This window comes from Anaerocolumna chitinilytica (assembly GCF_014218355.1).
GTDB lineage: Bacteria > Bacillota > Clostridia > Lachnospirales > Lachnospiraceae > Anaerocolumna > Anaerocolumna chitinilytica.
On the sequence record NZ_AP023368.1, the window covers coordinates 3,473,849 to 3,488,165 of the forward strand.

Consider the following 14,317-nt stretch of genomic DNA (forward strand, 5'->3'; position numbering starts at 1 on the left):
AATAGTTTATATTAACTCATCATGAACGACAAGGTAAACTCATTATAGCAATAGCATGCAACCTTCATGTAAATTCTATGTAATTTTTTCTCCACAACGGTATTATTGTAGCAGATATTCACAAAAATGAAAAGAAATTCAATATTAGACATTCAGCTGCTTTCTAAAAATGATAACAATCGTTCATATTAGCATAAATCAGCCTATTTTTTCTAATAGAATCACATACATTACTCTTGAAAATATTAAAAAAATATGTATAATTTATTAAGTGACTTTTAAGAAACCAGAAAGAATTAAATTGCAAGGAGTACCTATGAGTATTTTAAATGTTGAAAATCTCACTCATGGCTTTGGTGACAGAGCTATTTTTAATAATGTATCCTTCCGTCTTCTAAAGGGGGAACATATCGGACTAATCGGTGCCAATGGAGAAGGAAAATCTACCTTTATGAACATCGTTACCGGTAAGCTGATGCCCGATGAAGGAACAATACAATGGGCCAAGAACGTCAGAGTGGGCTATCTTGATCAGCATTCCGTCCTGGAAAAGGGAATGACCATCCGAGAGGTATTAAAATCTGCTTTCTCCTATCTCTTTGAACTGGAGAAAAAAATGAATGATCTATGCAATCAGATGGCTGATGCCGACCCTGATACCCTTATGACAATTATGGAGGAGTTTGGTACTATACAGGAAACCCTTGATAATAACAATTTCTATATCATAGATTCAAAAGTAGAAGAAATCGGCCGTGCATTGGGTCTTGACGCCATCGGTATAGATATGGATGTCACAGAGCTCAGCGGCGGTCAGCGTACCAAGGTGCTTTTGGGCAAACTTCTGCTTGAAAAGCCAGATATTCTGTTATTGGATGAGCCCACGAACTATCTGGATACCGTTCATATTGAATGGCTGAAACGATATCTCCTTGATTACGATAATGCTTTTATCCTAATCTCTCATGATATCCCTTTTCTTAACAGCGTAGTTAATATTATTTATCACGTAGAAAACAGTGAACTGACACGCTACGTGGGAGACTATAATAAATTTACCGAAGTTTATGAAGTAAAGAAAGCACAATTGGAAAGCGCATATAAGAAACAACAGCAGGAAATAAACGAACTTCAGGATTTTGTAGCCAGAAATAAAGCAAGAGTTTCCACCAGAAATATGGCAATGTCCAGACAAAAGAAATTAGACAAAATGGACGTTATAGAACTTGCTAAGGAAAAACCAAAGCCGGAATTTAATTTCAAGGAAGCAAGAGCTGCCGGAAGATATATTTTCCAGACAGAGCACCTTGTTATCGGCTATGATGAGCCCCTGTCTAAGCCATTAACCCTTTCTATGGAACGCGGCGATAAAGTTGTATTAAAAGGTGCTAACGGTATTGGTAAAACCACTCTGCTAAAGAGTATTATCGGTCTCATTCCTCCTATTGAGGGAAAGGTAACCTTGGGAGATTATTTGTATAAGGGGTATTTTGAGCAGGAAATGACCGGTGCAAAGAACAATACCTGCATTGAGGAGCTTTGGTGTGAATTTCCTTCCTATTCCCAATATGAAGTGCGTTCTGCCTTAGCAAAATGCGGCCTTACCACTAAGCATATCGAAAGTCAGGTAAGGGTTCTAAGCGGTGGTGAGCAGGCTAAAGTGCGCTTATGTAAGTTGATTAATAAAGAAACCAATATACTGCTCTTAGACGAGCCTACAAACCATTTGGACGTAGACGCGAAGGATGAATTAAAGAGAGCATTGAAAGAGTATGGCGGAAGTATTCTCCTTATCTGTCACGAACCTGAGTTTTATGAAGATTTTGCAACAAAGGTTTGGGATTGCTCCAATTGGTCAACCAGAGTTTAAGCAGGTTATATATTTAATTCAATTATTTTCGGACTGATTCTTATAACCTTGATTATAATAAGAAGAAACAAGGGGCTGTTGCAAATAGCCATAATAAACTCAAAAACAGGACTGGGTGTATAATAATACATTTCGCGTAGACTGGCCGAGCTCATCTTGTGAAGCGGAGCGCTTTGAACGAGCGAGGGAAAAGCAGCCAAATGTATTATTATACACCCAGTCCTGTCAAAAGAGTAATTTAGCTATTTTGCAACAGCCCCTCCTTTATCTTATATTATATTATCTTTCCTTCACTTCTTCACTGCATACTTTTTGGGCGTTATTGAAAACATAAAACTTACTCCATATATAATTAATAACAATTACAATAACAGCCAATCCGGCTTTTACTGCCATGTTATTAAAATGCAGCAGATTGACAAAAAGGAATAGTCCTCCCTCTTCCACTCCAAGAGAAAAAAGCCTTGCCAGGAAGAATTTTACCATCTTGGACAGTTCTTCCTTGATGGTTGTCCGCTTATCTCTGAATACCCAGCCTGCATTTACAAAATAGGCAAAGGTTACAGCCAGAATCCACGCTATGATATTTGCAATAAGGTGGTCCATCCTGACCCAGTAACATAGGATGTAATAAGTCACCATATTCACAGCTGTTGTCATAACACCGGCTATGACATAAACGATGGTTTCACGATTTATGAACTTGTCCATCAGATTCTTTAATTTCATTATCATTGACATACCTGTCTCCTTTATATAAATCCTATGATACATTTTAATTCATATTAACTCGATTGCTGCTCTTGGAAGAACATTTTTAAACTTCTCATAAGAAGTTCCTATAATAATTTCCTATAATATGTTCCCATAAGAACTTCTTATTCTAGTTTCTTAAGTATACTGTTATCCGTACCTTTCTTATAATACCACATTTTCCAATTATAATAAATTCATTTATCATAATATATGATTTTGTTCTAATTGCAACATTATATTAAAAGTTGAGCAATACAAAACACCTGCCGGTTGGTAGCAGGTGCTTTATATCTCTAAACTAATCTAAATCAAAAAACGGCTTTGTTATCAGATTCACTTGGGTCGTACTCTTCTGTTCAATCGTATTACCATCTTCATTAATGCCAACGGAGGTTAGTTCCATTTCTATCAGGAGCTTTCCTGCTCCATTAAAATACTTTAGAGGTACATCAATAGAAAATTCATTGTCAGAGTTTAATTTGGTTCCTTTTCCGGGTACAATAGTGCAGGCCCCACCGGTATCTATATTTTTTGTAGGAAGTACCTCCGTGGAAGTTGAATTTCCCTGGGGATTTAGTTGAACCCGGATTGTTTTTGAACTATCCGCCGGATCCGGTACTACCGCATAGTAAGAAGCATAATAGTCTCTGTCACTGGTACTGACAACACTTTCATCCTCTAATTTAAAGGTTATGGTCTTTACCTGTGTGGGATCCGTTGTTGTAATGGTATCGGAATCCGCATTGATAAATAAATACTGTTGGTTGGAATCGCCTGTATAGACATCCTGATTTGTGATGATAATCTTAGCTTTTGCCGTACCTGCACGGTATGAGCTTATCATTGTATTTATGAATAATTTCATTTCATCATCTGTCAGATTGACCGTATGTCCCAAACCGGTATAGGTGATATTCCCTTTATTATAAATATAGTAGCTATTTCTGGAATCATTTTCTCTGGAAGAATAGAACCCGTTATTACTGCCGCCATTTAACCGGCTGCTGTTATCCGAAAGGTTATACCACACAACCATATCACTTTGTTCCAAATCCAATTGATAATACTGGGTATGTGTTGTGGATATTCTTATCGTATCACCGATGGTAAAAGGATATTGAGTTATCTGCCCCCTGTTGGCAACGGATACTCTGGTAGTTTCCATAAAGGAAAGTTCATTCCATTTCTTGTTGGAAGTATCGTCCTTTCTGTCATAATTATAACCGGAACCATATCTCCAGTATAGTTTGTTGCTATTATCCGTAAAAAACTTCCAGTACTTATCATTTCCGCTGGTCAGATTCGCACTATCATACATTTTAATTAAATTCTTTTTTAACTGATTGTTTGTATCATCATAATAAATAGGCTGCAAATTATCACTTACTCCGGTGGTAAAATGGTAACGATCCTGAGACATTACTTTTCGAAGTACATCATTATATAAGCGCTCCTGTCCGGCGTCTTTATCCCATATAACATCGTGACTGAATATAACACTCTTCCCCTGATTAATGAAATCCAGGATATCCTGATTGGCATATGGGTTATTTGTATAACTACAGGTATCCCGAAATCCCAATATCAGCATATCATAATTATCCAGGACATCATATTTACCGGAAACCACGCTCTGACCTTTGTATTTATTGTACTTACTCAAGAACGTCGCATTATCCATATAAGTAATACTTACCTTATATTCTGGAACCGAGCTTAAGAATTTCTGAAAGGTTGTATTAGTCTGCATGTTGAAATTGGAACTGGGAGAACCTGTTCCTGCATCAATTACCACTTGCAACACATTGATTTGAACTTTACTGGCTTCACTGATTTGCTTAATAACCGTATAATTAATCTCACTGGTTCTGATTGATGGATTGGCAATGGAATTCACTTCCAGCTTCCAGGGAATAATCCCCTGATATGTAGCATCCAGATGTCTGGTCAGGGTGTACCAGGTATTCGGTTTTAAGGAATTGACGTTAATACTGGTATTGGTATCATCCTTTACCGTCAGCCCGCTGATTACCTCCGATTTGGCACTTGTTGGTGTGTCCAGGGAACCATTATACTGTCCATCACCGTTGTTATCTATAAACAGCTTTACTGCGTAAGCATCCGCTGTACCTTTTATTCGAAATCGATATTTTAAGGTACTGCTTCCATTGTATTTCACAGAGGAGATGGAGCCGCTCGAATTCGTGGTATAACTATAGGTTACCGGATACATATTGTTATCACTTTTATCTGCGAATTCTAAACTGCATGAAGAATCCGATATTTTTCTCTCCAGAACATAACTGTTAAAATTATCCTCATAAAAGATCTTATCTATGAACTTGGCACGATAGTCTGCCTGTTCCGGTTCTGTGTTCACCGTAACATTGGGTTGTTTTATCACATCTGCAAGATCATACATATAAGTGGCCTTATCCACCGTTGGTGCTACTTTCGCCCTAGTTGTATCCGTATAAAAACCGCTGGCCAATACAACCGGTCTGCCTGAGAGCATAAAGTTTTTAAGCTGTGTTAATTTTCGGTTCGTCAGGTCATTGCCGGAATAGCGTACCGAATTATCCGTCGTTACTCTGTCTCCGATAGAGAGATATATTTTCCCTTTCAGGTTATCATCATTATATTTTGTTATATCCTTGTAAGCGGTATTCAGACCGATGAGTACCATATCATATTTTGCATTGATGTCCTCAATCTTTCCGATATAATCATAGGTAGTCATCGTAGTGACATGAATATCAGATGCCGTCCCCATAAAATACGGGAAGAACTTCCGGTATCTAGCCTCCCAGCCGGTGGAACCATAGATAAAGCTGTCATAAGGTTCTATCTCCAGAATATTTAATACCGTCTTATCCGCCCAGTCGAACTTTTGGTGCAGAATAAAATAGATTGCATCTACCGGTGAAAGGGAGGTCCTCCTGGGAGCATTTGGGTTAGCCCCCGCCTTCTCATATCTGTCATAATATTCATAAAAATCAAAGGCATCCTTTACAACAGTCCTTGTTGAATCTGTTTCATAGATGTTCTGCTGCTCCAAGTTCTCCAGTAGACTCATATCTCCGTTATAAGTATAGACTCCTTCACCAGCTGTAATATTGCTGGATGTAATATGGGGATTCTTAAATACTAGGTCACCATACTTAGTACCTTCACCATTATCTGGAAAAGTTTTCTGTCCCCACACAATGCTTTCATTCCCGCTCTTACCAACATAATAACCTGTCACTCTTCCGTTAAAAGTAGTTGTCTTTATCTTATTGGTTGAGACAAATAAGCGGTTAAAATTGGCCGGACCCATCTGAAGCAGCATAATACAGAGCTTATGGGCATTATTATCAGAATCTCCACCAAGGTAAACGGAAGTTAAGTCCATTATAAGAGCTGCCCTGTTTTTGGATACCATACGGTTGAAGATTGCCATAACCGCCTCCCAGGTTAAGTCATTCGCTCCCTGAAAATTAGATGGAGGATTTGATAGTGTCAATCCATCCTTGTTGAACTTATTCCATATACTGACCAAGCCGGAATCATGGGATTTACCGTTGATATAAATAATATCTGCTCTATTGATCAGTTCCAGATTAGCGGAATTCGCCAGATCAGAGGGATCTACTGTTATTACTACCGAATGGTAATCACTTAATCTGTTCGTTGGAACCTTAATCGCTTCTTTTAAAAATGTATTTTTATGAGTATAAACCATTTTTATTCTGGAATATAGCTTACGCGTAGTCCATACTTTGTCAGCTGTGTCGTCTGTTATCGTATTGTAATCACTATTATCCGGTACCCATTTATACTGTCCTAACCCTGCTCCTACATAGGTATAAGTATACTCTGTCCCATTCCTTACCTGTTTGATATTGCCGCTCCCATCTGTTACCTTTTGAAAGTATCCTCTTATATTGTTAGGATCTTTCCATTTACCAGACCCGGAGTCTAACTCTGCTTTGTCAATTTCAAAATCATACTTCTGTTCCGTAGGAAATGTACAAACTGATAACCCTCTTGAATTATAGGTATATGCCAAGTCATCAAGGGTAAGCTTTTCCATGTCTACCGGCTCGCAGCCCGGAATCAAATACCCGATTTCTGAAAAACTTTTATTCGGAACAATCTCTAAAATAAATAACGGATTGGCTGCTGTACCAAGTTCACTGACACCATCTTTCATAGGCGGAGTAATGGTTCTACCGGCATTGGAGGTTTCGGCGGACACCAATCCATAGATTCCGACAAACAGGCAGCCAATTACCAGGAATACAAAAACAGCAATCCATCTTGGTTTATTCTTCCTTCCAAACTTTTCTTTCAAATTGCCCCTCCTTTATATTCTCTAACCTGTTTGCATTTCTATGGTATAGTAACAATTCTGTTTCGCAGTTTCATATCCTCAGTTAATGAAAAATCTCTGTTATTGTAACTCAATTGCAATTCCACCGTAATGGTTGTTCCTGTAGTTCCGGTACTGTCATATGTGAATAAATTCCCCGGGGTCACAGTAAAATCCTTTACATACTCTCCCATAAGATTATCAATATCTGTCAAACCGTTTCGGATATCCGTTAACACTGTATTTTTCTGGCTCATAGTGGTGTTGTAAAGATACAAATGGTGATCAGCACTGTTAAACCATATAAGTTCCACCGGGTCTGTTGTGGTCCCGGGATTCCCATCACTGTGGTAAATTGTAAGAACCTTATCAGTCACATCAAACTGGGTGTTATTTCCTTCCAGAACATGTTCTCTTATCTGATTCATAATCGTCTGGGCTTCCGTCTGTAAAGATATCTCACTTTGGGCAGTCTGATATCCACGGCTTCCTGCTGCCATAAACATAACGATAGCTCCGATAACAATAGAGGAGATTGCCATGCCAATTATCAGCTCGATTAAGGTTATACCTTGATTACTTTTGATTCCCATATATTTATTATTAACCAGTCTCATAAGCCCATGTTCCTTATTCTATAAAATGTTTACCGGATGCCTGAATCAACCGGATTGTATAGAGAAGCGTACCGTCTCTGTCTGTAATAACTATTCTTTCATAATAACCGGTACCATTGCTGCTTAATTCTCCGGTACTCTTATCAAAGCCAAGAGTCATATAATTACCGGATGCATAATCTCCTACCGCTACATTCGTACCTGGGTGAGTACTGGCCTCATAGGATATTACAAATTGATTGTTTCCCAATTCGGTACCGTTACCATTCAGAAGAGCAGCTGTAGGACTAGAAGGGCTGACTCTCATATAATAGTGGCCACCATATTGGTAGATATATAGATTGGCCTTTTCGGCTTTGCTCATATTCTCAAGCCGGATCTTATTTAAGGCTGCATCTATTTCATATGCGCACCTTTTTGCATTTCCATATCTGAGATAATGTATACCGCCAAAGGTTGACACACCAAGAACGGAAAGAATTGCTATTACTATAATGATTTCAACCAGAGAAACACCCTTGTTGTTTTTCATTCCCGCTCTCCTTTCTTGGCCAATGATTAATCTGTCTTAATTTTTCTTAAAATTTTCATAATTGATATAGTTTGATATTTTTATCTGATCGATATTTTCTGCATTTGCATTGCTCTTACCAGCATAAGCGGTAAAATAATGGGTAAACTGCATGGACTTATTCTCCAGCCAGCCTCCCTCGGAAGTTTTTTTCTGTTCCTGGTTCAAGGCATAGGAAAGAATAGCTTGAACCATATCCGGGTCAGAGTTGATTTGGGTTCCATTATCCGTTATAAGAATTGTAGCACCGGATATTATCAATCCTGAATAATTCCATCCTACCGTCAAACTGCCGGTCGTAATCAGTATTCCATCCTTTAGATTTCCACCCGTAGCATTCCTGATATCATTTGTCGTAATTGTACTGTCATTGCGGATAATGTAAACCGAATACTCTGCTGTTCCATCTCCGTCTAAATCAATGGGTACTCTTTTATAAAAGTTCCCATTATACTTTACAAATCCATTTGCTAAAGCGGTACTATCATCTCTGGTCTCTTTCTCAATAACCGACTGGCTTCCATCCTGACTGATGATTGTTTTAAACAGCGGACTTTGAGTTTTATCCAGTCTGAAATCTCCGCTGTTGCCCCCGGCAGAGGCAGCTACCAGACATAACTGCCTGGATTTGTATTCTCTCGCAGTTCTGATAGCATCACTTAACAGAGAATTATCCGGTGAATCCGGATTCGCTAAAACTCCGCCGGTTAAGGAGAGATTACCATCACCGGCAGTCATAAGTCCATTCGCTGCTAAAAGAAGGGCTCCGCTTAATCGGATACCGTTTCCATAGAGATAACTTTTGGCATTCTTATTTAAAGTTGCTTTATTCGATGAGTTATTATAGTAATCCTTAAAGTATTGGTTGGCGCAGGTCTGGTCCTTAAAATCCAGATAATAATAGGTCATGGGAATCGTGCCGCCAATAAGATAGTGATATGCTTCAAACTGCTGTGCAGTCAATAAATTTGCCAATGCTCCAGGGGGTATGGTAACTGCCTTTTGTCCTGTCGGAAGTGCATCAAGCTCAGATTTCATTATCGGATTATGCTTCCAGTAAATATATTCGTCCGGTACCAGATATGCCAGCTGATTACTCTTAACGGAGATAGACTCACCGGTCATAATATCATCCGCCACTGTAGCACCTGCTTGATTCTTCCTAGATATAAATGCTCTTCCCGCTACCGTCAGGCTTGTAAGTCCTGACATGTCCAAAGCAGAATTCTGCCCGTTAATCAAGATAGAGCTGCTGTAATTCGAATTAACAATACTATGTACTTCACTGTCTTCTACCTTCTGATTGGTTTTATTATAATTATATCCATAGTAACTGCCGCCTATTGTTACAAAACTTCTGTCAGCGTCAAGGCTTAGATCATCCGCCACCTTGCAATTGCCATAGATATTTAGATAGGCTGTCTGGATGCCATTATCGTTACCGGAGGTTCTGATGTTTTCTGCCCATACATTCATTTTTCTTCCGGCAGCCTGATCTCCGATAAATAGTTTCGCATAATTCTCTACCAGGATATCTCCTCTGGTAATCAGGGTATCGCCAGCAATTTTCAGATTATAACCGGTCGGGTCATTCTGATTCGGAAGGGTTACCGTAGTCGCCTTGACCCGCAAGCCGTCAGCACCAGCGTAGAGATTACCATCAATACTGATACCGGTTCCGCTTTCCGCCGCTAATTGTTTATCCGCAATTAAGGCATACTTTGTAAACTCCGGATAGATATTAGCCGAATCAAAATTCAGATTCGGCGCTTCCAGCCGAATATCCGTTGTAATCTGGGTATCGTAACCCTTACTGTCCTGAAATCTTACTTTTACCTTTTGCAGAACAACGGAATTCACCTTATCCGGATCAACGGTATCCAGATTGATTTGTAAGACGTTGGTAGAAGTGTCCGTATCTCCATATAAAATATTGTCATCCGGAGTTCTGGAGGCGTTTAAGAAATTCTTTAAAACTCTTGGTTTGTAATAATATACTGTGCTTACCGGAGGGTTATAGGCACATCCGCACAAGGCCTGTACCAACCCGTTGATATAGATGCTGTCGAATTCACCTTTGACGGAACTGGAGGTATTCTGGGTAATCTCAGAATAATGCAGAAGAATATAATTATATGCCTGATACATACTGTCAGAAGAAACTCCCTCCAGTCCGGCATGGAGCTCCTCCAGAACTGCTTCTGTCTCATAGAAATTTTCTTTTGACCGGTAATCAATCTGTTTCATCTGGATATTTGTCATTGTCAGAGACAGAATAAGAGAACCCAAAATAGCAATAAAACAGATTGCAATAATTACAAGTAATAATGCAGACCCTTTATTATTTTTTCTTAGCATTCTTCTCTGCTCCTTTCCGAATCCAGTTGATACTCTTTATTCTCCTTTTGCAGAAGTAATTGAAGCATATAAAAAGTTCGAATTTAAAAGCTTGCCAGCTCTGTAGATATCTACTCTTATATTCATTATACGAAGCTTCGTTTCCCTTGGTATATAACCGCTTCCCACCATCATATTGCTGCCGTCGTTGTTTTTAGAAAACTTTTGAGCATTGGATAAGACTTTGTCTGCATACAATAAGGAATTTCCTACCGGGTTTATACTGGCATCAAAAGCAGGAATCGTATTACCTGATGCATCTATCGCCTGGCATAACAGGTAAAAGTTAATTTTATTTACAATATAAGAAGAGAGCCCTGCATCAATATCCAGATTAATCTGCTCCACTCCATGATTTCGTTGAAAAAAAACATAGATATTCTTCAGGTCAGTTAAAGAAACTGTTTCCTGATATAATGGGGGGTCTACTTCTACCCCATTGCTGCTAGTCTGTGGGCATCCATTGATACCCGGACAGTAATACTTATAATATACCTTAACCTTTGCCTTAGTGGTGCTAATGACCGCCGGTGCAGTCTCAATTGGTTCCAGTTTGATATAGATATCCCTGTAAAGTACTGCTTGAATCGCTGTTTCATTAACCGGAACCTTATAAGTCCAGGTACTATCACCTGCATGAGCTGCATTTTGCTGGTCACAAAAGTTTCTGTTTAAATCACTCATAGAGATTACCGCACGTGCATTCTGGGTAGTTTCCACAGCGGTAACATTCTGCGGTGATTGAATTGCTTTTATCTGATATAAAGTATTGTTCACATTCGTATCATAATAAGTAGTACCGTGGGTTATGTTGGTATCAACGGTCAGTAAGGCATCATAATCATTGCCATCACCCTGAATATTTGTGATTGCATAGTACAGCAATCCATTTACAGAATTATGAAAGACACCATTAAGGATATCATAGCTCCCAACGCCTGATAAGGCAGTACCTGCGGAATCCACCTCGAAAGCACGGCTTCTGTCATTATTAATACTTGCAAGAGGCACTAAGTTAAAGTTACTTAAGAATTCTATATTCTCTGCGTGAAAGCTCCTGGCTATTTCCTCAATGGATTTGTCCTTGCATTTCTCTATAATGCTTTGGGATAAAGCCACTGCTTCCTGAGTCGTTTTTGCCCTGGCATTGTAAGCGGCAGCAGATAGGAAATAACTAAGCAAAGGCACGGTTATAATAGCCAGCATTACGATACTAACAATAAGCTCTACCAAGGTAAATCCCTTGTTTTTCTCCTTCCTGCCGGGCCTTCTCATAATGTTCCTCCTTTTACACTTTCATTACTTACTTTAAAGTTCCGAATATATTATCTTTTCCTGTCACAATATCCTCCAGATTCGGAGGTTCATAGGCCTTTTGTATTCCCAAGCCGCTTAAGATGTACATATTGATTACCATACTGCCTGATAGGTTGCCGGTGTCAGTATCATAGGTAGCATTCAATTCTCCTATGGTCATTCTGTCATGGTTTTTATTAATATAATCGATAGCCTTTTTTAATCCAGCATAGGTTGTTTTAAAGGAAATATTTACGGCTGATTTCATGCCGATATACTTATTGGATTGAATAGCCGCCGATAGGCTCGAATCATCTGCTCCTGTTGTATCCGAGCCTTGTGGAGCTGCTGCATTGCTTTCCTCAGTCGTATCAGTAGTTTGAGACGATGCATTTCCATCAGCCGATCCTCCATTAGGATAAAAAATCTGATGTTCCGTAAAACCAGCAGAGGATATCTTCATATCTGCTTCATGCTCTAATCCATCCAGTATCAATATTATATCTGCAGTGCTTAAATCCACCGGAAATTCAGCCTTGATATCCTCTATTTCCTGCTTCATCTTTAAAGTTTCCGTCTTCTTATCCTCAGCCTGGGCCTGCATTTGTGTTAATTCCTGAACCTTTGCATTTAAGGTTTCATTGGAGGTCCTTATTGCCTCCGCTGCATTCATATTCTTTAGAAAAATAAGAAAATACGATACTACTAATAAACATATTGCTGCTGCTATTAGCAAGAGTTTTTTATCTCGTTGGGTTAGTTTTGTCTCTAATTTCATATGTGTCTCCTACTTCGTATTCTCTGTATTTTCAACTGTTGTTTCTGCCACCTTCCCCTCATTACGATATTGGCAGTTCACAGCAAAGGTAACCATCTTGATTCCATTCTCATCTTCAGATTCTGCAATCGAATCAATGGATACAATACTCAACCCCTCTAGATTTCCTAACTGCAGGTAAAGTTTAGCAGCACTAAGTTTACTGTTTGTGGTAATATTCATACTAAAGCCGGTCTCATTTACCGTTAACGCTGAAACCACCGCAGTGGACGGTAATCGTTCTTCCAGTCCGGTAATTAATTGGTTCAGCTTCTCGTTTTGAGATGTTGTATCAGAATATAGCTTTGTTATACTCTGATAATCACCTAAAACACTGTTATAATCATTGTAAACACTTTCTACTGAAGATAAGTCAGCTATCTGTGCCTGCAATTTCTTTTGTTCAGCCTTTGCACCCTGAAGACTTAAGACGGATACGGAGATTAATACAACAGATATTACAAGGGAAGCAGCCAATGTCAGCATTAGAACACTGCGGCCGCTTTTTTTTGCTTCTTTCTCAATGATATCCTTTGATAAAAAGCCTATAGGCTGAAGCACAGCACCAATAACGGACATATAAGCCGTTTCATCGATTTCATCCCGGTTAATATACTTTTGAAAGATTACAGAAGAAAACCGATCCAGCTTCTTTACACCATAACCGATTTCATTTTGAAACAGTTCCGTGATACCTTTTCCCCTGCCACCTGGTCCGGTTATATATATCTGGTCAATCTTCTTCTCCGCGAACTTCGAATTGTAATAATCCAATACTCTGATAACATTATTTATGAGATATTTCAGGGAATCAGCAAGCTCTTCCATATGACCATATGGATTGTCGGTAATAAGGTTGTCAACTTCCGCTGCTGCCAAAGCAACTGCTGCTTCCTCTTCAAAAGCATCAGAATAATTATCAAACTCCTCTTCTTTTTCTCTTATAACCGGTCTATTATCGGATTCGGTTTCCATAACCGGATTTACTCCATAGGGTATGGTTCTTTGCAAAATTAAAGCTTCCTGATCGATAACATGTATCAGCGTATTCTGTTCGTTGAGCTGAATAATGAACCTTACACCTTCATTTGCTTGTCTTTTAAGTAACTGATAACTGCTGTTGCCAATATAATCGATGGCATGTATGGTAAATTTCATAATCTCGGCAAAACTGTAATAATTCTTAATTAGATTATTAGGAGCAGCAAGTAACATTAGCTTTAACTTTCTGGTTTCTTTCGTAATTATCCTCTCCAGAATGCTGTAGGATATAATATACTCCGAAATATCCACGGGAAAATAATCCTGTGCTCCGGCATCAATAACAGGCTGAATTAATCTATCCTTGACCATTGGTATGGTAACTTCACGATTGGCAATTTTACTGGAGGAAATCGTAAATACCACATCGGTCAGCTTCATATCTGCTTCATCTAGCTTCATACGCAGTATGGTAGCCAGTACTTGTTTATTTCTGATGTATCCATCCTCAATAACATTCTCCGGGGTGGAAAAACTAATACACTTGTATACATGAGGAGTCTTTTTGCCGTAATCAATCTCACAGACCCTTGTATTGGTAACTCCAATATCAATACTTAATACTCTCTTGGCCATCTAATAGTCTCCTTATTGTTGC

9 protein-coding genes are annotated in these 14,317 nt (G+C 38.9%); 1 reads left to right on the top strand and 8 read right to left on the bottom strand.

Going from position 1 to position 14,317, the window contains the following annotated elements; genetic code table 11:
• Positions 1–316: 316 nt before the first annotated feature.
• Positions 317–1,870: an ABC-F family ATP-binding cassette domain-containing protein gene (locus bsdcttw_RS15190; RefSeq protein WP_185255692.1), complete on the top strand. Its 1,554-nt coding sequence runs from the start codon at positions 317–319 to the stop codon at positions 1,868–1,870.
• Positions 1,871–2,149: 279 nt separating this feature from the next.
• Here the strand turns inward: bsdcttw_RS15190 and bsdcttw_RS15195 are convergent, their stop codons facing one another.
• The 8 genes from bsdcttw_RS15195 to pilM form a co-directional block, all read right to left on the bottom strand.
• Complete coding sequence (locus bsdcttw_RS15195; RefSeq protein WP_185255693.1) at positions 2,150–2,611, bottom strand: GtrA family protein; 462 nt, start codon at positions 2,609–2,611, stop codon at positions 2,150–2,152.
• A gap of 313 nt (positions 2,612–2,924) precedes the next feature.
• The gene (locus bsdcttw_RS15200) at positions 2,925–6,962 is read right to left on the bottom strand and encodes a DUF5057 domain-containing protein (protein WP_185255694.1); all 4,038 of its coding nucleotides are present in this window, start codon (positions 6,960–6,962) and stop codon (positions 2,925–2,927) included.
• A gap of 38 nt (positions 6,963–7,000) precedes the next feature.
• A complete protein-coding gene (locus bsdcttw_RS15205) occupies positions 7,001–7,597 on the bottom strand; it encodes a PilW family protein (RefSeq protein WP_185255695.1) in 597 nt (198 codons plus the stop codon).
• Between the two features lie 13 nt (positions 7,598–7,610).
• A complete protein-coding gene (locus bsdcttw_RS15210) occupies positions 7,611–8,129 on the bottom strand; it encodes a type II secretion system protein (protein ID WP_185255696.1) in 519 nt (172 codons plus the stop codon).
• A 36-nt stretch (positions 8,130–8,165) separates the two neighbouring features.
• Positions 8,166–10,526, bottom strand: coding sequence for a hypothetical protein (locus tag bsdcttw_RS15215; RefSeq protein WP_185255697.1), 2,361 nt, complete (start codon positions 10,524–10,526; stop codon positions 8,166–8,168).
• 36 nt (positions 10,527–10,562) lie between these two features.
• Complete coding sequence (locus bsdcttw_RS15220) at positions 10,563–11,840, bottom strand: type IV pilus modification PilV family protein (RefSeq protein WP_185255698.1); 1,278 nt, start codon at positions 11,838–11,840, stop codon at positions 10,563–10,565.
• A gap of 28 nt (positions 11,841–11,868) precedes the next feature.
• Positions 11,869–12,639, bottom strand: coding sequence for a hypothetical protein (locus bsdcttw_RS15225; RefSeq protein ID WP_185255699.1), 771 nt, complete (start codon positions 12,637–12,639; stop codon positions 11,869–11,871).
• Between the two features lie 9 nt (positions 12,640–12,648).
• The gene (pilM, locus tag bsdcttw_RS15230; protein WP_185255700.1) at positions 12,649–14,295 is read right to left on the bottom strand and encodes a pilus assembly protein PilM; all 1,647 of its coding nucleotides are present in this window, start codon (positions 14,293–14,295) and stop codon (positions 12,649–12,651) included.
• Between the last annotated feature and the right edge of the window lie 22 nt (positions 14,296–14,317).